This is a genomic window from Massilia rubra (genome assembly GCF_011682065.1).
Classification (GTDB): Bacteria; Pseudomonadota; Gammaproteobacteria; order Burkholderiales; family Burkholderiaceae_D; genus Telluria_A; species Telluria_A rubra.
The window spans coordinates 93,797-116,062 of record NZ_VUYU01000020.1; the positions used below are offsets into that span (position 1 = coordinate 93,797).

General features: G+C 61.6%; 14 protein-coding genes. 11 read left to right on the top strand and 3 right to left on the bottom strand.

Translation table 11 applies throughout. From position 1 onward, the window contains the following. The first annotated feature begins 21 nt into the window (after positions 1 to 21). The 8 genes from xylF (at position 22) to F0185_RS24685 (ending at position 15,495) form a co-directional block, all read left to right on the top strand. Positions 22 to 1,026, top strand: coding sequence for a D-xylose ABC transporter substrate-binding protein (xylF, locus tag F0185_RS24650; protein WP_167228940.1), 1,005 nt, complete (start codon positions 22 to 24; stop codon positions 1,024 to 1,026). A gap of 193 nt (positions 1,027 to 1,219) precedes the next feature. Next, on the top strand, positions 1,220 to 2,749 hold the full coding sequence (gene xylG, locus F0185_RS24655) for a D-xylose ABC transporter ATP-binding protein (protein WP_167228942.1): 1,530 nt from the start codon (positions 1,220 to 1,222) through the stop codon (positions 2,747 to 2,749). A 26-nt stretch (positions 2,750 to 2,775) separates the two neighbouring features. Continuing rightward, positions 2,776 to 3,918 carry a sugar ABC transporter permease gene (locus F0185_RS24660; RefSeq protein ID WP_167228944.1) on the top strand — a complete coding sequence of 381 codons (1,143 nt, stop codon included), beginning with the start codon at positions 2,776 to 2,778 and terminating at the stop codon, positions 3,916 to 3,918. Positions 3,919 to 3,935: 17 nt separating this feature from the next. Further along, the gene (locus F0185_RS34955) at positions 3,936 to 5,270 is read left to right on the top strand and encodes a GDSL-type esterase/lipase family protein (protein WP_167228946.1); all 1,335 of its coding nucleotides are present in this window, start codon (positions 3,936 to 3,938) and stop codon (positions 5,268 to 5,270) included. After that, positions 5,267 to 7,573 carry a glycoside hydrolase family 95 protein gene (locus F0185_RS24670; RefSeq protein ID WP_167228948.1) on the top strand — a complete coding sequence of 769 codons (2,307 nt, stop codon included), beginning with the start codon at positions 5,267 to 5,269 and terminating at the stop codon, positions 7,571 to 7,573. Before F0185_RS34955 ends, F0185_RS24670 begins: the two co-directional genes overlap by 4 nt. A 367-nt stretch (positions 7,574 to 7,940) precedes the next feature. After that, on the top strand, positions 7,941 to 10,961 hold the full coding sequence (locus F0185_RS24675) for a TonB-dependent receptor (RefSeq protein ID WP_167228950.1): 3,021 nt from the start codon (positions 7,941 to 7,943) through the stop codon (positions 10,959 to 10,961). After that, positions 10,961 to 12,598: a GH35 family beta-galactosidase gene (locus F0185_RS24680; protein ID WP_167228952.1), complete on the top strand. Its 1,638-nt coding sequence runs from the start codon at positions 10,961 to 10,963 to the stop codon at positions 12,596 to 12,598. Before F0185_RS24675 ends, F0185_RS24680 begins: the two co-directional genes overlap by 1 nt. A 20-nt stretch (positions 12,599 to 12,618) precedes the next feature. Next, positions 12,619 to 15,495: a glycoside hydrolase family 31 protein gene (locus F0185_RS24685; protein ID WP_167228954.1), complete on the top strand. Its 2,877-nt coding sequence runs from the start codon at positions 12,619 to 12,621 to the stop codon at positions 15,493 to 15,495. Positions 15,496 to 15,573: 78 nt separating this feature from the next. On the opposite strand, the gene F0185_RS24690 is transcribed toward F0185_RS24685, so the two are convergent. After that, positions 15,574 to 16,005 (bottom strand): DUF3592 domain-containing protein, encoded by a 432-nt coding sequence (locus F0185_RS24690; RefSeq protein WP_167228956.1) that lies wholly within the window; start codon positions 16,003 to 16,005, stop codon positions 15,574 to 15,576. Between the two features lie 179 nt (positions 16,006 to 16,184). Here F0185_RS24690 and F0185_RS24695 point away from each other — a divergent pair, with 179 nt between their 5' ends. Then, positions 16,185 to 16,430, top strand: coding sequence for a hypothetical protein (locus tag F0185_RS24695; protein WP_167228958.1), 246 nt, complete (start codon positions 16,185 to 16,187; stop codon positions 16,428 to 16,430). A gap of 229 nt (positions 16,431 to 16,659) precedes the next feature. Here F0185_RS24695 and F0185_RS24700 read toward each other — a convergent pair whose 3' ends face one another. After that, complete coding sequence (locus F0185_RS24700) at positions 16,660 to 17,172, bottom strand: hypothetical protein (protein WP_167228959.1); 513 nt, start codon at positions 17,170 to 17,172, stop codon at positions 16,660 to 16,662. Between the two features lie 144 nt (positions 17,173 to 17,316). Beyond that, a complete protein-coding gene (locus F0185_RS24705) occupies positions 17,317 to 17,742 on the bottom strand; it encodes a DUF3592 domain-containing protein (protein ID WP_167228961.1) in 426 nt (141 codons plus the stop codon). Positions 17,743 to 18,131: 389 nt separating this feature from the next. Between F0185_RS24705 and nosZ the strand changes: the two genes are divergently transcribed. Further along, entirely contained in the window at positions 18,132 to 20,054 is a 1,923-nt protein-coding gene (nosZ, locus tag F0185_RS24710) for a TAT-dependent nitrous-oxide reductase (RefSeq protein ID WP_167228963.1), read from the top strand. A gap of 21 nt (positions 20,055 to 20,075) precedes the next feature. Next, positions 20,076 to 22,262 (top strand): 4Fe-4S binding protein, encoded by a 2,187-nt coding sequence (locus tag F0185_RS24715; protein ID WP_370664059.1) that lies wholly within the window; start codon positions 20,076 to 20,078, stop codon positions 22,260 to 22,262. Positions 22,263 to 22,266 lie beyond the last annotated feature (4 nt).

The following is a 22,266-nucleotide window of genomic DNA, read 5'->3' on the forward strand; positions in this document are numbered from 1 at the left end:
ACAATAATGGAGACAAACAAGATGAAAAAAATTCTGAGTGTTGCGGTCGTATCGGCCATGATGATTCTCACCAGCGGCCAGGCCAGCGCGGACGCCAAAAACCCGAAGATCGGCTTTTCGATCGACGACCTTCGCCTCGAGCGCTGGGCGCGCGACCGCGACTATTTCGTGGCCGCGGCCGACAAGCTGGGCGCCAAGGTGTTCGTGCAGTCGGCCGACGCCAGCGAGCAAAAGCAGATCGCGCAGATCGAGAACCTGATTTCGCGCGGGGTCGATGCGCTGGTCATCGTGCCGTACAACGCCACCGTGCTCAATAACGCCATCAAGGAAGCCAAGAAGGCCAACATCAAGGTCATTTCGTACGACCGCCTGGTGCTCAACGCCGATGTGGACGCTTACATTTCCTTCGACAACAAGGCGGTGGGCGAGATGCAGGCGGCGGGTGTGGTGAAGGTGCGCCCGAAGGGTAATTACTACCTGCTGGGCGGCGCGCCGACCGACAACAACGCCAAGGTGCTGCGCGAAGGCCAGATGGCCGTGTTGCAACCGCTGGTGGACAAGGGCGATATCAAGATCGTCGGCAAGCAGTGGGTGAAGGACTGGAGCCCGTCGGAAGCGCTGTCGATTGTCGAAAATGCGCTCACGGCCAACAACAACAAGATCGACGGGATCGTGGCCTCGAACGATGCCACGGCGGGCGGCGCGATCCAGGCGCTGGCCTCGCAAAAACTCGATGGCAAGGTGCCGGTGTCGGGCCAGGATTCAGATATCGCGGCGGTGCGCCGGGTGATCGCCGGCTCGCAGGCGATGACCGTGTACAAACCGCTCAAGCTGCTGGCGGGGGAAGCGGCCAAGCTCGCGGTGCAGCTGGTGCGCAATGAAAAGCCTGCTTATAACGGCGCGTATGACAACGGTTTCAAGAAGGTGAGCACGATTTTGCTCAAGCCGACCGCGCTGACCAAGGAAAATATCAATCTGCTGGTGACGGACGGGTTTTACACGCAGGCGCAGATCGCGGGGAAATAGGTTCTGACACGAATGTCGTTAAGTTAACTGGCTTTTTGGCCACAAACCTACAAACCGTCATTCCCGCGCCGGCGGGAATCCAAGGCACCGTCGAGTAGCGAACATGCCTTGGATTCCCGCCGGCGCGGGAATGACGGTTGGGTGGGCGGCGTGCGCCTTTGTTGTGAAAACGTTTTCAAACACGAGAACCAGTATGTCTGACTATTTGCTTGAAATGAAGGGCATCGTCAAGCAGTTCGACGGCGTCCGTGCGCTCGATGGCATCGACCTGAAGGTCCGCGCCGGCGAGTGCATCGGCCTGTGCGGCGAAAATGGCGCCGGCAAGTCAACCTTGATGAAGGTGCTTTCCGCCGTCTACCCGCACGGCACCTGGGACGGCGAGATCCTGTTCGAAGGCCAGCCCCTGCGCGCCGCCTCGATCCGCGAAACCGAGGCCGCCGGCATCATCATCATCCACCAGGAACTGATGCTGGTGCCCGAACTGTCGGTGACCGAAAACCTCTTCCTCGGGAACGAAATCACCGGTTTCGGCGGGCGCATGAACTACCCCGCCATGAACCGCCGCGCCGAACAGCTGCTGAAAGACTTGAACCTGCTTGATGTGAACGTGGTGCTGCCGGTGATGAACTACGGCGGCGGCCACCAGCAACTGATCGAGATCGCCAAGGCCCTCAACAAGGACGCCAAGCTGCTGATCCTGGACGAACCGTCGGCCTCTCTCACCGCCGCCGAAATCAAGATCCTGCTCGAGATCATCCGCAAGCTCAAGGCCAAGGGCGTGGCCTGCGTCTACATCTCGCACAAGCTCGATGAAGTGGCGGCCATCTGCGACACCATCGCCGTGATCCGCGACGGCAAACATATCGCCACCACGCCGATGGCCGAACTCGATGTCAACCGCATCATCGCGCAGATGGTCGGGCGCGAGATGAACCAGCTCTATCCCAAGCAGGAGCGCGCACTGGGCGAGGTGATTTTCGAAGCGCGCAACGTCACCTGCTACGACATCGACAAACCCGAACGCAAACGCGTCGACAACGTCTCGTTCACCTTGCGCAAAGGCGAAATCCTCGGCATCGCCGGCCTGGTGGGAGCGGGGCGCACCGAGCTGGTGTCGGCCTTGTTCGGGGCCTATCCGGGTGTTAGCGAGGCCGAGGTGCGCCTGCATGGCGCCGTGGTCGATACCGGCACCCCGCTCAAGGCGATCCGCGCCGGCTTCGCGCTGGTGCCCGAAGACCGCAAGCAGCACGGCATCGTGCGCGACCTGGACGTGGGCCAGAACATCACCCTGTCCGTGCTCGAATCGTTCTCGCGCCTGACCCGCATCGACCGCGAAGCCGAACTGAAAACCGTGCAGGACCAGATCAACCGCCTGGGACTGAAAACCGCCAGCCCGTTCCTGCCGATTACCAGCCTATCGGGTGGCAACCAGCAAAAGGCGGTGCTGTCGAAAATGCTGCTCACGAAGCCGCAAGTGCTCATTCTCGACGAGCCCACGCGCGGCGTCGACGTGGGCGCCAAATACGAAATCTACAAGCTGATGTTCGAACTGGCCGCGCAGGGCATGTCGATCATCATGGTGTCATCCGAACTGGCCGAGGTGCTGGGCATTTCCGACCGCGTGCTGGTGATGGGCGAGGGCAAACTGCGGGGCGACTTCGTCAACCAGAACCTGACCCAGGAAACCCTGCTCGCCGCCGCCCTCGACCACGCTGCGCACTGAACGACTCCACCTTCGCGACAGACCACATGAACCCCATCAAATTCAAGCAAATATTCACGCAGTACAAAATCCTGGCCCTGCTGGCCGCGATTGCCCTCATCTGGCTGTTCTTCAGCTTGAAAACCGACGGCGGCTTCACCTCGGCGCGCAATTTGTCGAACCTGATGCGCCAGATGTCCATTACCGGCATCCTCGCCTGCGGCATGGTATTCGTCATCATCGCCGGCGAAATCGACCTGTCGGTCGGCTCGCTGCTCGGGTTATTGGGCGGCGTCGCGGCGGTGCTCGATGTAAGCCACCACCTGCCGCTGCCGCTGATCGTGCCGCTGGTGCTGGCGTGCGGGCTGGTGCTCGGTATCTTCAACGGGTATCTGGTGGCCTACGCGGGCATACCGTCGTTCATCGTGGGGCTGGGGGGCATGCTGGCCTATCGCGGCATCGTGCTCGGGGTGACCGACGGCACCACGGTGGCGCCGGTGTCCGCCGAGATGGTGTACCTGGGTCAGGGCTACCTGTCGCCCGACCTGAGCATCGGCCTTGGCGTGCTGCTGTTCGTGCTGGCCTGTGTGCTGACCTGGCGCCAGCGCGCCAGCCTGGCGCACCACGGCTTGCCGGTGCCGAGCGCGGTGCGCGATGGCGTGCGCCTGCTGGCGATTGGCGCGGTGCTGTATTCGGTGGTGCGCACCCTGCACAGCTACGAAGGCATTCCGCTGCCGGTGCTGCTGCTCCTGGTGCTGCTGGCGGTGTTCAGCTACGTGGCCACGCAAACCGTGTTCGGACGCCGCATCTACGCGGTGGGCAGCAATATGGAGGCAACCCGCCTGTCGGGCGTGAACGTGCGCGCCGTCAAACTGTGGATCTTCGGCTTGATGGGATTGATGTGCGCACTGGCGGGCTTGATCAACACGGCGCGCCTGGCGGCCGGCTCGCCGTCGGCCGGCACCTCGGGCGAGCTTGATGTGATCGCGGCCTGCTTCATTGGCGGCACCTCGATGCGCGGCGGCTCGGGCACCGTGTACGGCGCGCTGATCGGCGCACTGGTCATGGCCAGCCTGGATAACGGCATGTCCATGCTCGATGTGGACAGCTACTGGCAAATGATCGTCAAGGGCGCCATACTCACGCTGGCGGTGTGGGTGGACGTGGTCACGCGCTCCGGCCGCCGTTGATTGAACAGGGACCCGTCATGACACACATCAAACAATTCGCGCGCCTGGCGCTCGCCGCTTCCGTGCTGCTGGCCACCGGCGCCTGCACTACAGCGGGCAAACAGGGCGCGGGCAAACAGGGCGATGAACTGAGCATCTACGCAGCCGGCCCGCGCGCCGGCTCGCACGTGGTGGTCGCCGACTTCGAAGCATCGCAGCGCGTCGCTGGCGCATCGGTGCTGGTACCAAAACCGGCCGTTCCCAAGGTGGCGGCGAGCCGGGTCGGGGTCGATGTCGGCCAGGAGGCGATGACCTTGCACTTCAAGGACGCCTGGTACGCCAACCTGCGCGTTGAAACCGATGCGCCGCTCGACCTGCGCGCCTATGCGCCGGCGGGCGTGCTGGCGTTCGACATGAATGTGGAAGACATGGCGCAAGGCGGCGTGTCGTTTAAGGTAGGTTGCGGCAAGGGGTGCGAGCGCCAGGTGCCGTTCCTGGTGCCGGCGCGCGCCATGGCGGGCAAGGGCTGGCAGCCGCTGGTGTTCCCGATGCGCTGCTTCACGCGCGACCGCGACGATTTTTCGGCTGTGAGCACGCCGTTCGCGCTCGAAGGCAGCGGCACCGGCCGGGTCGGTATCGCGCAGGTGCGCTTTCTCAAGTCGGGCACGCCGAATACATCTTGCCCGGACTACAAAACGCAGTCGGTCACGCCCGAGATGCTCAATCAATCCTGGTCGATCAATCACTGGGGACCGCGCCACGAGGCCAAGAAGGCGGAAGCCAGGCGCCGCAACGCCGCCGGCGAGAAAACGCGCATCGTCTTCATCGGCGACTCGATCACCGAAGGCTGGGAGAAAACCGGCGCGCCGGTCTGGCAGCGCCATTACGCCAAATACAATGCGCTGGGCCTGGGCCTGGGCTTTGGCGGCGACCATACCGAAAACGTCTTGTGGCGCTTGCAGCACGGCGCACTCGACGGCCTCGATCCGAAGGTGGTGGTGCTGATGGTCGGCACCAACAACACTGGCGACCGCCTTGAAAACCCGGTGACCACGGCGGCCGGCGTGCGCCGCAATATCGACGAAATACAACAGCGTCTGCCGAACGCCAACATCCTGCTGCTGGCGATTTTCCCGCGCGACGAAAAGCCCGATAGCCAACTGCGCCGCATCAACGACCAGGTCAACGCAATCCTGTCGGGCTTCGATGATGGCAAGCGCATCGCCTTCCTGGACATCAACCAGGCCTTCCTGACGGCGGACGGCACCCTCTCGCGCGAGGTCATGCCCGATCTGCTGCACCTGAACGAACAAAGCTACGAGGTGTGGGCCAGGGCGATGGAGCCCGCCTTGCAGCGCTTGCTGTCGCAATGAAGGCGTCGCTGTACTGCGCGCTGTTGCTGGCCAGCGTCGTCCATGGCGCCAGCGCCGGCGACCGCACCCTGCGCTACGACCGCCCTGCGCCCGACACGCCCGAGGGCTGGGAACGCGAGGCGCTCCCGATTGGCAATGGCCGCATCGGCGCGATGATCTTCGGGCAGGTGGCGCGCGAGCGCATCCAGTTCAACGACATCACCCTGTGGACCGGTGACGACAAGACGCTGGGCGCTTACCAGCCTTTCGGCGACGTGTTCATCAACCTGCCGGGCCACACAGCCGCCAGCGACTACGCGCGCAAGCTCGATCTGGATAACAGCCTGCACAGCGTGACCTACAAGCACGCCGGCGTCACGTTCAAGCGCGAGATGTTCGCCAGCCATCCGGCGCAGGCCATCGTGGCGCGCCTGAGCGCCAGCCAGCCGGGCAAGTACAGCGGTTCGATCGAACTGACCGACATGCACGATGCGCGCATCAGCATCGTCGGCAATCGCATCTACGCCACCGGCTCGCTGGCCGGTTTCTCGCAGCCGGCAACATCGAACGTGATGGATTACGCCAGCCAGGTCCAGGTGATCAACGAGGGCGGCACCTTGTCGGTCGACGGCAAGCGCATCGTCTTCACCAATTGCGATGCGCTGGTGCTGGTGCTTGGCGCAGGCACCAGCTACGTCAACGATGCCGCCAGGCGCTTCCAGGGCGCGCATCCCTTGCCGCGCGTGTCGGGGCAGGTCAGTGCGGCGGGGGCGCAGACGTGGACGCAGCTGCTCGCCGCGCACCAGCGGGATTTCAAGCGCCTGTACGAGCGCGTGAGCGTGGACTTCGGCCAAGCGTCGGCGGCGCGCCGGGCCTTGCCGACCGACCGGCGCATCGAGACCTACACCGCCGAAGGCAAGGACCCCGGCCTGGAAGCGCAGTTCTTCCAGTTCGGCCGCTACCTTCTCATTTCGAGCTCGCGCGATTCGCTCCCGGCCAACCTGCAAGGACTGTGGAACAACAGCCTCACGCCGCCGTGGAATTCGGACTACCACACCAACATCAACATCCAGATGAATTACTGGCCGGCGGAACCGGCCAACCTGTCCGAAGCGGCAATGCCGTTTTTCGATTTCGTGACCGGCGTGGCGCCCGTGTACCGCAAGCTGCTGCTCGATACGGCGGCCCAGCCAGCCAAGGCCGGTGAAGAACGTTTCCTGACCGAGCAAGGCAAGCCGGTGCGCGGCTGGACCGTGCGCACGGAATCGAATCCGTTCGGCGCGACCACCTACGTCTGGAACAAGACCGGCAACGCCTGGTACGCGCAGCACTTCTGGGAGCATTACGCCTTCACCCAGGACCGCGCGTTCCTGCGCACGGTCGCGTATCCGCTGATGAAGGAAGTGTGCGCGTTCTGGGAAGACCATCTGAAGCGCCTGCCCGACGGCCGCCTGGTGGCGCCGCGCGGCTGGTCGCCCGAGCACGGGCCGATTGAAGATGGCGTGAGCTACGACCAGCAGATCATCTGGGACCTGTTCAACAATACCGTGGAAGCGGCGGATGTCCTCGGTGACGACAAAGCCTTCCGCGACCGCATCGTCGCCATGCGCGACCGGCTTGCGGCCCCGCGCATCGGCAGCTGGGGCCAGCTGCTCGAATGGATGGACGAGAAAAAGCACCCGGTGCTGGACACCCCCGCCGACACGCACCGTCACGTCTCGCACCTGTTCGGATTGTTCCCTGGCCGGCAGATCTCGCCCGCCAACACCCCGGCGCTGGCGGCAGCCGCGCGCAAGTCGCTGGAAGGACGCGGCGACGCCGGCACCGGCTGGTCGATGGCCTGGAAGACCGCATTCTGGGCACGCCTGCTGGACGGCGACCACGCCTACAAGATGCTGCGCGGGCAGCTCGCCAAGCCCGGTGCGCGCGCCGCCCAGCAGGCCGGCCCCGGCACCGAAACCAACAACGCCGGCGGCACGTACGCCAACATGTTCGACGCTCACCCGCCGTTCCAGATCGACGGCAACCTGGGCGCCACCGCCGCCATCTGCGAAATGCTGCTGCAGTCGCACACGGGCGAACTGCACCTGCTGCCGGCGCTGCCATCGTCGTGGCCCGACGGCTCGGTAAAGGGCTTGCGCGCGCGCGGCGGCTTCGAAGTCGATATCGCCTGGGCCGGCGGCAAGCTGGCCGGCGCCACCATCCGCGCGGTGGCGGGGCAGGGCGGCGGGACGGTTCGCTATGGCGACAAAGTCGTCGCGCTCAAGCTACAACCGGGAGCTGAAATACGCCTCGGCGCCATGCTCGTCATCAAGAAAAAATAGTCCGGTATGCCGTGGTTGACGCATTTTCGCCGCGATGGCGACAGGTGCATATAGCCACGGGCCTTACAAACCTTGTTTCCTTAATATCATTCCGCGCCTTGGTCATTTTCGTAATTGCGGCGGGTTGGCGTAGCTCGGAAAATCAATACACAAACCAGCGCGGCACCAGCCGACGCTTAGAAAAATCCAACCGAGATGCACTCCATGATGATCAACCGCAGGCCCTCGCGGCCCTGTCTCCGTCCGCCTTCGCTTCTTTCGACAACCGTGTTGGGGAGGGCTTGCCTGTATCGATGAACGGCATTGCGCAGCACTGCCGGCACACACATAAAAGCAGCAGTAATCCGATTGGAACAGAGGAGACAAGTTGAACAACTATAAGAAAACAGCGATTGCCGTCGCCGTCGCACAGATCGCACTGATGTCGGGCGGCGCAGCGATTGCCCAGGTCGGCGCGAGTGGCGAACCCGCCGTGGTGGTGGTCAGCGGCCAGCGCGCCGCCTTGAACTCGGCGCAGAAGGTCAAACAGAATTCCGACGAAATCGTCGACTCCATCGTGGCCGACGATATCGGCAAGCTGCCCGACCGCTCGGTCACCGAAGTGCTGCAACGGGTGGTGGGCGTGACGATCGACCGCACCATGAGCAAGTCGGACCCGGAACACTTTTCGGTGGAAGGCTCGGGCGTGTCGATCCGTGGCTTGAACTACGTGCGTTCGGAACTCAATGGCCGCGATTCGTTTTCGGCCAACGGCGGGCGCTCGCTCAACTACGAAGACGTGCCGCCCGAACTGATGGCCGGCGTGGACATCTACAAGAACCCCTCGGCGGAACAGATCGAAGGCGCCATCAGCGGCCTGGTGAACCTGCGCACCGCCATGCCTTTCGATTACAAGGGCATGAAGGTGGCGCTGTCCGCGCAGACTACGTACTCCGACCTGAAAAAGGGCCGCAGCTCGCCGTCGGCCTCGGGCTTGTTCTCGAACCGCTGGAAGACCGGCATCGGCGAAGTTGGCGTGCTGGTCGACCTAGCCTATTCCGAAAGCGCGACCCGCACCGACGCCTTGCAGGTCGAGCCGTATTTTCCACGCGACGATGTCGTCCCCGGCAAAACCGTCTGGATTCCGAAGGGCGCGTCGTGGCGCACGCTCAATTTCGAGCGCCAGCGCGAAGGCGCCTACGGCGCACTGCAATGGCGCCCGAACCGCGACATCAACACCTCGCTGACGTTCTTCAAGTCGCGCTACAAGATGGACTGGGACGAACAGGCCATCTTTGCCGCATCGAATCCCTACAACATCCTGGTCGGCCCGGGCGCCACCTACGATGGCAAGGGCGCTTTTGTGAGCGGCACCCTGACCGACCCGGCCGACAAAGGCATCAACTACGGCGGCGATACGCGCATTGCCAACCGCAAGTCCGATACCACGGACGTGTCGTGGAACCTGGTGTGGCGTCCGACCAGCAGCTGGACCTTCAAGTCGGACCTGCAAAGCATCCGCGCCAAGACCGCCAATCTCGATTCGACCGTCGCCACCGGCGTGCAGATGCCCAAGCAGCAGATGGACCTGGCCGGCGGCAGGCCGAACCTGATCTTCGACAGCGCCGACCTGGCCTACCTGGCCAATCCGAATAACTACTACTGGGCCTTCACCCAGGAGCACGCGGACCGCAGCAAGGCCAAGGGAACCGCGTGGAAGGGCGACGCCCAGTACGACTTCGATCACAAGGTCATGCGCGATATCCGCTTTGGCGTGCGCCTGACCAAGCGTGACGCGGTCACCGAAAAGACCAACCCGGATTACAACTGGGTCGCCATTTCGCAGCCGTGGCAACTGGGCTGGAATATCGGCCAACTGGCGTCGCTGGGCGACCCGCGCTTTTCCGGCAATACGCGGGTCCACAACTTCAACAACTTCTTCGGCGGTAAAGTCTCGGTGCCGTCGCTGGTGGTGCCGAATACCTCGCTGGCCACCGGTTACCCCGACAGCTACGCGGGACTGCACAAGTACCACGATATTCTGTGTAACGAACACGCCGCCGCCAACGGCGCCACGCCCGCCTGCGCGCCATGGAAAGGAGCGTCCTACGGCACCGATCCGGCGGGATCGAACGAGCAGACCGAAAAGACCGGCGCCTTCTACACGCAGGCGCGCTTCGGCTTCGACGATTTGCCGATGCCGATCGATGGCAATATCGGCGTGCGTTACGTGAAGACCGACATGAAGGCGAGCGGCTATACGGTGTTCAGCTACACCCGCCCGACCATCCCGGCAGGCTACCAGACCACCGGCCCGGCCATTCCGAACATCCCGGCGTTCGTGCGCCCTCAGGATTACAGCGGCTCGTACAGCAACGTGCTGCCAAGCCTGAACCTGCGCATGAAGGCCAGCGATAAACTGCAGTTCCGCTTTGCGGCCTCCTCGGCCGTGTCGCGCCCGGATTTTTCGCAATTGCAGGGCTATACGACGCTGACGCAGGATGTGAAAACCACCTCCGACGACGCTGCCGGCATCGTGCGCGTGAACAGCGTGACCCTCACTGGCGAAGGTTCCGGCAACCCAGCCCTCAAGCCGGTCACGTCGCGCCAGGTCGACCTGACGGCCGAATGGTATTTCGCGCCGGCCGGCTCGCTGACCCTTGCAGTGTTCAACAAGCAGCTCAAGGACATCATCGTCGACCAGAGCTACAACTTCCAGCTGCCCGACGTGAACGGCGCGATGAACAACTTCACGGTGACCGCACCGATCAACGGCGCAAAAGGCAGGGCGCGCGGTTTCGAGCTCGCGTACCAGCAGTATTTCGACAATCTGCCGCAATGGCTGTCCGGCCTGGGCGTGCAGGCCAATTTCACCTTCGTCGACGGCAAGAAGACCATGTACCAGTCTGTGTTCCAGGAATACTGCACCGGTGGCGCCGGCAATGGCGCGTCGAACCTGAACCTGAACATGAACGGCTGCGACACCAACGGCCGCTCCTTCGGCAACCTGCCGCTGTATAACCAGTCGCGCCGTTCGTACAACCTGGCGCTGATGTACGACAAAGGCCCGCTGTCGGCCCGCCTGGCCTACAACTGGCGTTCGCGCAGCCTGCAGGGCGTGAACGTGAACGGCACCAAGGGCGGCGACGGCCTCGATTCCAATCCGGCCAGCCCGACCGTCGGTCAGCATAATGTGAGCTACGGCCTGCCTACCTGGGCGGCGGCGTACGGCCAGCTCGACGCGTCAATCTTCTACAAGATCACCGAGCAGTTGTCGTTCGGCCTGGAAGCGCAGAACATCAACGATGCGAAGTTCAGGCAGGAGATGGACCAGGAAATCGGCACCAAGGGGCGGGCCTGGTTCGCCACGGGGCCACGCTATACGGCGCAGATGCGCTACAGCTTCTGATGGCGCGCCATGTCGTTGCGGTGCTGGCCCTGGCCGCGTCCAGTGTAGCGGCGGCGCCACCGCTGCCGCAACTGGTGCACAAGGACGGGCGCCATGCGCTCATGGTCGATGGCGCGCCGTTCGTGATGCTCGGCGCGCAGGCGCACAACTCGAGCAATTACCCGGCCGCCCTCAAGAAGGTTTGGCCGGCGATTCGCGACATGCACGCCAATACGCTGGAAATTCCGGTGGCGTGGGAACAGATCGAGCCGGTCGAGGGCAAGTTCGATTTCAGCTATGTCGATACGCTGGTGGCCGAGGCGCGCAAGAACAAGGTGCGCCTGGTGCTGCTGTGGTTCGCCACCTGGAAGAACACCAATCCGCAATACAGCCCGGAATGGGTCAAGTTCGATAACCAGCGCTTTCCGCGCATGGTGGACAAGGATGGCAAGGTCAATTACTGCATGTCGCCGTTCGGGGAAGAGACGCGTAAGGCCGACACGAAGGCATTCGTGGCGCTGATGACCCACATCAAAAAGATCGACGAAACGCATCGCACCGTCATCATGATGCAGGTGCAGAACGAGGTTGGCACCTATGGCCTGGTGCGCGATTACGGCGCGAAGGCGCAGGCGGCGTTTGCGCAGCCGGTGCCGCTGGCGGTGCTGGAGCGCCAGAAGTCGCCGGTGAAGCTGGCGGCCGGCGGCACCTGGACCGAGGTGTACGGCGACTACGCGGAGCAGTATTTTCATGCCTGGGCGATTGCCAGCTACATCGGCGATATCGCCAAAGCCGGGCGCGCGGTCTACAACCTGCCGATGTACGTCAACAACGCGCTGCGCGATCCGCTCGAACCGCTGGCGCCGTGGAAGGGCAACTTCGCCAGTGGCGGGCCGACTTACGATGTGATCGACATCTACAAGGCGGCCGCACCGGCGATCGACATTGCCGCGCCCGACATCTACATGCCGCAGTCAGCCAAGTTCACGGGCACGCTGGATCGCTTCCAGCGCCCTGACAATGCGCTGATGGTGCCGGAACTGGGCAACGCCGCCACTTACGCGCGCTACACCTACCAGGTGCTGGGGCGCGGCGCATTGGGGTTTGCGCCGTTCGGGATCGACTACGCCGACTACAGCAATTTTCCGCTCGGGTCCAAGCTGACCGACAAAACGATGGTCGAACCGTTCGGATCGATTTTTGCCGTGTTCCGGCCGATGGAGCGCCAGTGGGCCAAATGGGCCTTCGAAGGTCGTACCTACGGCGTGGCCGAAAGCGACGAGCGCAGCGAGCAAACCATCGCCATGAAGAACTGGAAGGCCACGGTCTCGTTCCGCCAGTGGCGCTTCGGCGAAAAGCACTGGAATCCGGAGATCAAGGATGAACCGGCCAACACCGAGAACCCTGGCGGCGGCGTGTCGATTGCGCAGATCGCGGATAACGAATTCATCGTCATCGGCCAGCAGGTGCGCCTGCGCCTGGACGGCGCCGGCAGCAACGCGGGCAAGCCGACCATGCTGGCGCGGGTGGAGGAGGGCAGCTTCGACGCAAACGGTCAATGGATCATGGAGCGCAACTGGAATGGCGACCAGGTCGACTACGGCATCAACCTGCCGGCCAAGCCGATCGTCCTGAAAATCAGAATCGGCACCTACTAATAACTATGGGAGATCACAGAATGCGTCTTAAATCACTGGTGGGAACGGCGTCCTGCCTGGCACTGATGGCATCAGGCCACGCCCTGGCGGGCACGTTCGAAAAGACCGGCAGCGGCGTGGTCGTCAAACCCGACCAGGGCGCGGCGAAGGAAGTGCGCCTGGAGGTGATGAGCGAGAATATCATCCACGTCGTCAAGCTTGATGGTCCGGGCAAGGAGCTGAGCCCGTCGATGATGACGGTGGCAAAACCATGCGCCTGCCAGTTCACGGTCAGCGATGCCGACAAGGACGTGGTGACGCTTAACGCCGGCAAAATCTCGGCCAGGGTATCGTTGAAGACCGGGCTGGTGAAGTTCTATAACGCCAAAGGTGAAGTATTTCTCACCCAGTCGTCCGAGAGCCTCACGCCCATCAAGGTCGACGGCAAGCCGTTTTTGGCGATCAAGCAGGGCTTCAATCCGGGCCTGAAAGACGCGTACTACGGCCTGGGCCAGCACCAGAACGCCCAGATGAACATGAACGGCGAAGACGTCCTGCTGGCGCAGCACAATATGGACGTGGCGGTGCCGTTCGTGATCTCGGACAAAAACTACGGCGTCCTGTGGGATAACAACGCCATCTCGCGCTTTGGCGACCCCAAGCCGTACGGCCCGATGAAGCGCGACCTGAAACTGGTGGACGCCAGCGGCAAGGCCGGCGGCCTGACCGCGCGTTACTACGTCGGCGGCAAACTGGCATTGACCCGCATTGAGACCGACATCGACTACAAATACCTCAAGGACGTGGCCGAACACTGGCCCAAGGAACTCGGTCCGCTCAAGGACCTGAAAGACGTCAAGGTGGTATGGGACGGCAGCATGAGTTCGGCCAAGGCCGGCGTGCACAAGATGCAGCTCTATTCGTCCGACTACGCGACCCTGACGCTCGACGGCAAGCAGGTGCTGGACGTGTGGCGCCAGGGCTGGAACCCGTGGTACCACAACTTCGAGGTCAGGTTTGCCGCCAACAAGCCAGTGAAGCTGCACCTGGAATGGAAGCCGACCGGCGGCATGATCGCCATCACCCACAACGACCCGCTGCCGCCGGCGGAACGCCATTCGCTGACGTTTTCGTCCGAGATCGCGCAAGCGGTGAACTACTACGTCATCAACGCCGAGAACATGGACAGCGTGATCGCCGGCTACCGCCACCTGACCGGGCAAGCGCCGATGATGCCGAAATGGGCCTACGGCTACTGGCAATCGCGCCAGCGCTACGAAACGCAGGACCAGATTGTGGGCGCCGTGCGCGAGTACCGCAAGCGTGGCTGGCCGTTGGATAACATCGTGCAGGACTGGTTCTACTGGCCCGAAAACGGCTGGGGCTCGCACGATTTCGACAAGACCCGCTTCCCTGATCCGAAAGGCATGGTCGACGAAATCCACAAGAACAATGTGCGGGTGATGCTGTCCATCTGGGGCAAGTTCTACCTTGACACCGACAACTACAAGGAATTCGCCGCCAAGGGCCACATGTGGACCAAGAACGTCGAAAACGGCGACCTTGACTGGGTCGGCCCGGGCTACAAGAACGCCCACTACGATCCGTACACGCAGGAAGCGCGCGATATCTATTATCGCCAGGTGAAAACCAAGCTCGGAGGCCTTGGCTTCGATTCGTGGTGGATGGATAACAGCGAGCCGGATGTGCTGTCGAATACCCGTCCGGAAGACTTCAAGAAGCTGATCGGGCCAACCGTCCACGGCGCCGGCGAGATCACTTACAACACCTACAGCATGCCGCACACGCAGGCGCTGATCGAGGGGCTCAAGCGCGACCAGCCGGATACGCGCCAGCTGATCCTGTCGCGCTCGGGCTTTGCCGGCATCCAGCGCAACGCGGTGGCGGTGTGGAGCGGCGACACGGTAGGGCGCTGGAACAACCTGTACGACCAGATTTCGGCCGGGGTGAATTTTTCGATGTCCGGCATTCCGAACTGGACCCACGATATCGGCGGCTACGCGCAGGAAGTGCGCTTCCAGAGCGGCGACGTCGGCTCGGCCCAGGAAAACCGCAGCACGGGCGCCGCCGTCGTCAACCCGGAAGACATGAAGGAGTGGCAGGAACTCAATTTGCGCTGGTTCCAGTTCGGCGCCTTTACGCCGCTGTTCCGCTCCCACGGCGAAGTGGTCAAGCGCGAGATCTACAACATCGCGCCGGAAGGCTCGGAGATGCAGGACTCGATGGTCTGGTACCTGAAGCTGCGTTATCGCCTGATGCCCTACATTTACGCGACGGCGTCGGATATCTACTACCACTCGGGCACCGTGATGCGTGGGCTGGTGATGGATTTTCCGAAGGATGAACAGGTCAAGGACATCAAGGACCAGTACCTGTTCGGGCGCGACATCATGGTGGCGCCGGTGCACGTGTACGGCGCGCGCGAGCGCAGCGTGTACATGCCGAAAGGGGCAAGCTGGTACGACTTCTACACCGGCGCTGTGCACCAGGGCGGCAAGTCGGTGACGATGGCCGCGCCGGCGGCGCGCATGCCGCTGTTGGTCAAGGCTGGCGCGATCCTGCCGATGGGTCCCGTGACGCAGTATGTTGATGAAAAACCGGATGCGCCGATCACGCTCAACGTCTACACGGGCGCGGACGGCAAATTCAGCCTGTATGAAGATGATGGCGTCACCAACGCATACACCAGGGGAGAATTCAGCCGCATTCCGCTCAGTTACGACGACAGCACCAGGACCGTGACCATCGGCGCGCGCACCGGCCAGTACAAGGGCATGGTCGCCAAGCGCCAGTTCAAGGTGCGCTTCATCAAGGCGGGCGTATCGAGCGCGGACGGTTTCGACAGGGCCGACAAGGAAGTCAGCTACGACGGCAAGGCTGTCAGTGTCCGGATGTAGATAGGCGCCTGTGCGGTTCAGCAAGGCCTGCGGTATCCCGGCGGGCCTTTTTTACTGGGCGGGCAGGAAGGCCTGATACTAAGTGACATACTCAGGCTTGAATATCGATAACCAGGAGAAGAATAATGTCAAAAGCCCCAATCCGAATAGCATAATGGAGCCTCCCCATAACGAACCAAATGCATCCGCGCCAGGGTCTTTGTGAGGATCGTGCGCGTAGTACAAAATCGAAACTTTCTCCCCAACCTCGAACGATGTATAGCCATGCTGGGTGTAGTTTACAATTTCACCTTTTTCAGTGCTGAAACGTATATGGGCATGATATTTGCCACTTTCTTTGCTAATAACAACACCATTCGCGCGCGATGTGGATTTGATAAATTCGATACGGTCTTTGATACTCGAATAACCAAATAGGAACAAGCATACGGAGGCGCAGAACACAACCATACCCCAAATCAAACTCCCAGTTGAAGTTTTGGTTGGTATTAATCCGGACATCATACTCATAGTCAACTCCTTGTGTTCATTAGAATGGAAATCTCATTGCCAGCTCTGTACGCAGTTTTCTGCGCCGACTGAGTTCGCCGTCCCGCTTGACGTTGATATCGACAAGGGCGCGGACGGCAAACTCAGCCTGTCCGAGGATGGCGGTGCGAGCAACGATTAACGCGGGGCGATTTTCACACATGAGGTTCCGTGACGACGAGCGCGCCGGCGCCTTGACGAATGGCGAGCGCATCGGCCAGTGCCACGGTGACGCCGCAAAGCGTCGACTCACAATGCCTTTTGTCAAGGCAACGGTCTTGGGCGCGGACCGCTTCGACAAGGCCAACAATGAAATCGGGCGCGATGCCAAGGCGATCACCGTCAAAATCTGGCAATCGCTTCAGGGAGACCCGTCGTTGCCTGAAGGGATTACGACACGTCAGTGATTCGCTGGCGGGGGACGAACCCTCGCACTGAGCGTAGAGCGGCACGTGACCGGAAGCAATGTGGGCGCGGCCGTGGCCACTAAAACAGGCGCGACGATCCAGCGCACCGGAGTCAATCCGCAGGCCACGACCGAGAACCAACCCTCTCCCTTCCTGAGAAGGATAGGATATATCCTGACTTCACACAGTAACTCGCACGTATTTTCCACCACTAACAAGTCCTCGCCTATTACCTCAAATACGCCAGGCTTGCTGTTACCCCATAACCTATCTGCAGACCCGCATTTACCCCGTGCATGATAATTATGCCCTTGGCAGAAGCAGCAGCAAGTACAGGTCCCACCTGTCCGAACCCTAAGTATGCTGGATTTATGCCCACAAGAATAGCTGTTGCTGAATAGCCTGCAATGTAACCAGCCCCAATTTCGCAAATGATGCAATTTCCTTTGATATCATCGAGGGTAAGGTCATCATTAGTATGGGCTTTCGTTACAAACACATTTCCAAATGCTGGAAAATCAGTTGTTGATAACGCGCCTGACTTACTTTGTACATTGAGCTGCGGAAATTCTGGCAGTTTTGGCAGTTTTGGACTTTTAAACCCCTGGGACAATCCCAGGCCAACAGCGCCGTAATGCAAATCGACCAACTTTCCGGATGGATCTTTCAATCGAACCAAACCGCCAGATGCCGCAAAGAAGCCTAACCCCACTCCTCCAGTTGCAGAGGTTTCATGTAGCAACGGCTTCGTGGCATGGCCCGCCCGCGTCCGGGCGGTTTTTTATGGCTCGGGGCAGGAAGGAAAGCCTGCTCCGCCCGTTGCGGATAGATGACATTGCCTCTGTAATTTGATGACATGTCGTGGAATTTGTATTGCGATGACATGTTAATCGGAATACTCAGGCTTGAATATCGACATCCATGAAAAGAATAGTGTTAAAACTCCCACTCCAAATAACGTCAGGGAGCCTCCCCATAATGCACCGGATGCATCGGTGCTGGGATTGTTGCGAGGATCATCCGCATAGTACAAAACGCTCACCTTCTCGCCGGCCTCGTAGGATATGTCGCCATTCTGGCCATATTCAACCACCTCGCCTTTTGCCGTAGTGAAACGGACGTCGACATGATGTTTGCCTGCGGTTTGCCGGACAACAACACCATCCGCACGAACGGTGGATTTGATGAATTCACCCCTGTCTTGTATGCCCTCGTAACCAAATAAGAATAAGCATATTGAGGCAAAGAAAAAAACTACTCCCCATATCAAATTCCGGGTGGATGTATTGGGTGGTATTAATCCAGGCAGCATAGTTATCGTTAATTCCTTATGATCGTTGAACTGGATGGTTTATTCTGCTTTGAATGCAATTTTTCCCGCATGGCTTTCTACTATTATACGCCGTTCGTTGGAAGATATTTCTAATATGGCAACTATCGGCAGTGTTTCACGACCAATTGCAAAAAGGTCCCCGGGTCTATTGTCGTCCGTACATACGCCTGTTGCACGCCACACGCCATAGTTATTAAGGCGTACTCCCGATACGTCTTTTCCCGTCTGCCCACAACCGTCATGCCCATAGGCACTGTCGGGCCTGGTCCTTACACTTATCCAGTCGGCATACGTTTCCCACAAGTCGACGCGCATCAGCGATTGATACGGGGGAGCGTTCCCCCTTGCCCAGAACCGGAGAGTACAACATGAAGAAGAACAGCCCAGCAACGTCCAGCCCCTCACTCGCCGGCAGCCGCCGCGATTTCCTCGGCAAGAGCGCCCTGGCGGGCCTGGCCACCGCAGGCGCCACCATCGGACTGACGGGATGCAAGGAAGAGGCCGCGCCAGGCAAGGCCGCCGTGCCCGCCAAGGCCGCCGACACCGGCGAACACATCAAACCCGGCCAGCTCGACACCTACTACGCCTTCATCAGCGCCGGCCACGGCGGCGAAGTGCGCGTGCTCGGCCTGCCGTCGGGCCGCACCCTGAAACGCATTCCGGTCTTCAATACCGATTGCATGGTCGGCTGGGGCATCACCAACGAATCGAAGGCGATCATCGGCACCAAGCCCGATGGCAGCCTGCAATACACCACCGGCGACACCCACCACGTGCACGGCAGCTACAAGGACGGCACCTACGACAGCCGCTGGCTGTTCGTCAACGACAAGATCAACGCGCGCCTGGCCCGCATCCGCATGGATACGATGGAGTGCGACAAGATCACCAGCCTGCCGAACGTGATGGGCTTCCACGGCATTTTCCCGGACAAGCGCGACCCGGTCGACGCCGCCATCAACTACACCACGCGCGTCTTCTGCGGCACCGAATTCCACATGCCGCTGCCGAACGACGGACGCGACCTGGACGATCCGACCAAGTGGGGCTGCCTGTTCACCTGCGTCGACGCGGCCAGCATGGAAGTGCGCTGGCAGTGCCGGATCGACGGCAACATGGAGCTGGTCGCGTCCTCCTACGACGGCAAGCTGGCCGCCGCCACCCAGTACAACACCGAGGGCGGGGCCGACCTGGCCGGCATGATGTCGGCAGAACGCGACGCCTGCGTGTTCTTCAACGTGGCCCGCATCGAGCAAGCCATCAAGGATGGCAAGGCCACCACCATTGGCAGCTCCAAGGTGCCGGTGGTGGACGGGCGCAAGGCCGCCAACGACAACCCGGCCACCGCGCTGACCTGTTACGTGCCGGTCGGTAAGAACCCGCACGGCGTCAACGCCAGCCCGGATGGCAAGTATTTTGTGTGCGCAGGCAAATTGTCGCCAACCGCCACCGTGATCGAAGTGAACAAGGTGCTCGGCTGGTTCGGCGGCGACGTCAAGCTGCCGCGCGACTGCGTGGTGGCCGAGCCGGAACTGGGCCTGGGACCTTTGCATACCGCCTTCGATGGCAAGGGCAATGCCTTTACCTCGCTGTTCCTCGACAGCGCCGTCGTCAAGTGGAACGTGGACGCGTCGATTGCCCAGTTCAAGGGCGACAAGGCGGCCAAGGTGGTGCTCGACCGTATCGACGTGCACTACCAGCCGGGCCACGGTTATGCGTCGATGGGCGAAACCAAGGAAGCGGACGGCAAGTATTTCAACTCTGGCAACAAGTTCTCGAAAGACCGTTTCCTGCCGGTCGGTCCGCTGCACTGCGAAACCGAGCAGTTGATCGACATCAGCGGCGCCAAGATGAGCTTGATGGCCGACCATACGGCGTATCCGGAACCGCACGACGGCATCATCGTGCGCCGCGACGTGGTCAAGACGCGCCAGATCCACACCATGACCGACTTCCCGAATGCGGTCACGCCGGAAACCGCCGGCATCGAGCGCAAGGGCAACAAGGTGCAGGTGCGCCTGATGTCGCAGGCGCCCGCGTTCAGCATGCCGGTCATTAAGATCAAGGTGGGCGACGAGGTGACCTTGACCCTGACCAACTACGACAAGGTGGAAGACCTGACCCACGGTTGCGCCATTCCGACGTACAACATCAACTTTATCGTCAATCCGCAGGAAACCAAGTCGGTGACCTTCAAGGCCGACCGGGCCGGTGCTTACTGGATTTACTGCACCCACTTCTGCCACGCGCTGCACCTGGAAATGCGCAGCCGCCTGCTGGTCGAAGCGTAAGCCTTGCCACCGATGCGCGCCGTGAACGTCATCCTGCGTCTGTTCGGCCTGCTGCTGCTGTTGGCGGCGGCGGGGCCGGCGCGCGCCTCGGTGTACTCGGCCGAGCTGTCCCAGCAACTGCTGCATGGCCCGGACCTGTGCGCCGAGGCGCCTTGCCGCGATGTGATGCCGCAGGCGCAGAAGTTTTCGGTCCGCAAGGGCCGGCCGAGCTATGTCGAAGGTATCGCCGTCGCGGCGGACAAGACCGAGCGCGTGGTCGGCTATGTATTCCTGTCGACCGACGTGGTCGACATTCCCGCGTATTCGGGCAAGCCGATCGTTACCCTGATCGGCATGGATACGCGCGGCATCATCACCGGGGTGCGCGTGCTCAAGCATTCCGAACCTATTTTGCTGGCGGGGATCGACGAGTCGACCCTGCTCAAATTTATCGGCCAGTACATCGGCAAGGCCGGCGACGCCAAGCTCGAAATCGGCCATGGCGATGAAGCCAGCGGCACCGTGGGGCTCGACGCGATCAGCGGCGCCACCGTCACCGTCATCGCCGAAAACCAGGTCATTTCGCGCAGCGCCTACGAAATCGGGCGCCAGGTCGGCATCTTCAAGGGCGAAGTGCGGCCCGCGCCGCGCTACACGCCGCTCGACGAGCGCCTGAGCTGGCAGCAATTGCTGGACGAAGGCAGCGTGGTGCATTTTCCCTTGCAGCGCAAGGACGTGGGCCTGGCGGGCGACGCCGCCTACATCGACATGTATTTCGGCCACCTGAACGTACCCTCGGTCGGCATCAGCCTGCTGGGCGAGCCGGTCTACAAGCGCCTGATGGCCGACTTGAAACCCGACGAGCAGGCCATTTTCATCATCGCCAACGGCGAAGCCTCGTTCAAGGGCTCGGGCTTCGTGCGCGGCGGCATTTACGACCGCATCCAGGTGCGCCAGGACCCGCAAAGCTTTACCTTCCGCGATACCGATTACCTGAACCTGTACGGCGTGCAGGCGCCCGGCGCGCCGGCGTTTACCGAGTCGGCCGTGTTCATCGTGCGCTCGGCCAACTTCAATCCGGCCTGGCCGTGGCAGCTGACCTTCCTGGCCAACAAGGCCGATCCGCAGAGCGGCGCCAAGACCTTCGTCCACTTCAACGCGCCATACTGGTTGCCGGCACGCTACCTGGAAGGCGGGCGTCCGCACATCGTCCAGCCCGAGGCCAGCTGGCGCGCCATCTGGAAGGGCAAGACTGTCCAGATCGCGCTGTTCCTGCTGGTGCTGGCCTTTACCGCAGCCATGTATTCGCAGCGCGACAAGCTGGTGCGCGCGTCCAAGCGCAAGCACAAGCCGTGGATCGAGCGCCCGCGCCACGTGCTGTGGCTGGTCAGCGTGGTGTTCCTCGGCTTTTATCTCAAGGCCCAACCGAGCATCACCCAGGTGCTGACGTGGTTCCATTCCTTGCTGCATCAGTGGAAGTGGGAATTGTTCCTGTCCGACCCCTTCATCTTCCTGTTCTGGTGGTTCATCATCGTCAGCGTGCTGGTGTGGGGCAGGGGCGTGTTTTGCGGCTGGCTGTGCCCGTTCGGCTCCTTGCAGCAACTGGCACTGAGCATCGGCAAGGCGGTCGGGCTGGGGCGCTTCCAGAAGCTGCTGCCGAAACCCTTGCACGACAAGCTCAAGTGGATTAAGTACGCGATCTTCGCGCTTCTGCTGGGAGTGTCGTTCTATTCCATGGAGATGGCCGAGCAACTGGCCGAGGTGGAGCCGTTCAAGACGACCTTCATCGTTGGCGTGTGGAACCGTACCTGGCCGTTCTGGGTGTTCATCGGTGCGATTCTCGGCTGGTCGTTCCTGAGCGAGCGGCCGTATTGCAAGTATCTGTGCCCGCTTGGGGCCGGCCTCGCCATTCCCGGCAAGTTCCGCCTGTTCGGGCTCAAGCGAAAGGCCGAGTGCCAGACATGCCACGCCTGCGCCGCCGGCTGCGGCTCGCATGCGATCGACAGCGCCGGCCGCATCGACCAGATGGAATGCATGCTGTGCCTCGACTGCATGATCTTGTACTACGACGACCATGCCTGCCCGCCGCTGGTCAAGGAACGCAAGCTGCGCGAAAAGAATGGCGATGCGCTCACGCCAATCGATGCGGGCGGCTACTTTATCTCGCTCGATGCGGTGCGCGGCGCGCTCAAGGCCAAGGCGGCTTCTGCGGTCGAGGACAAGCCGTGACGAC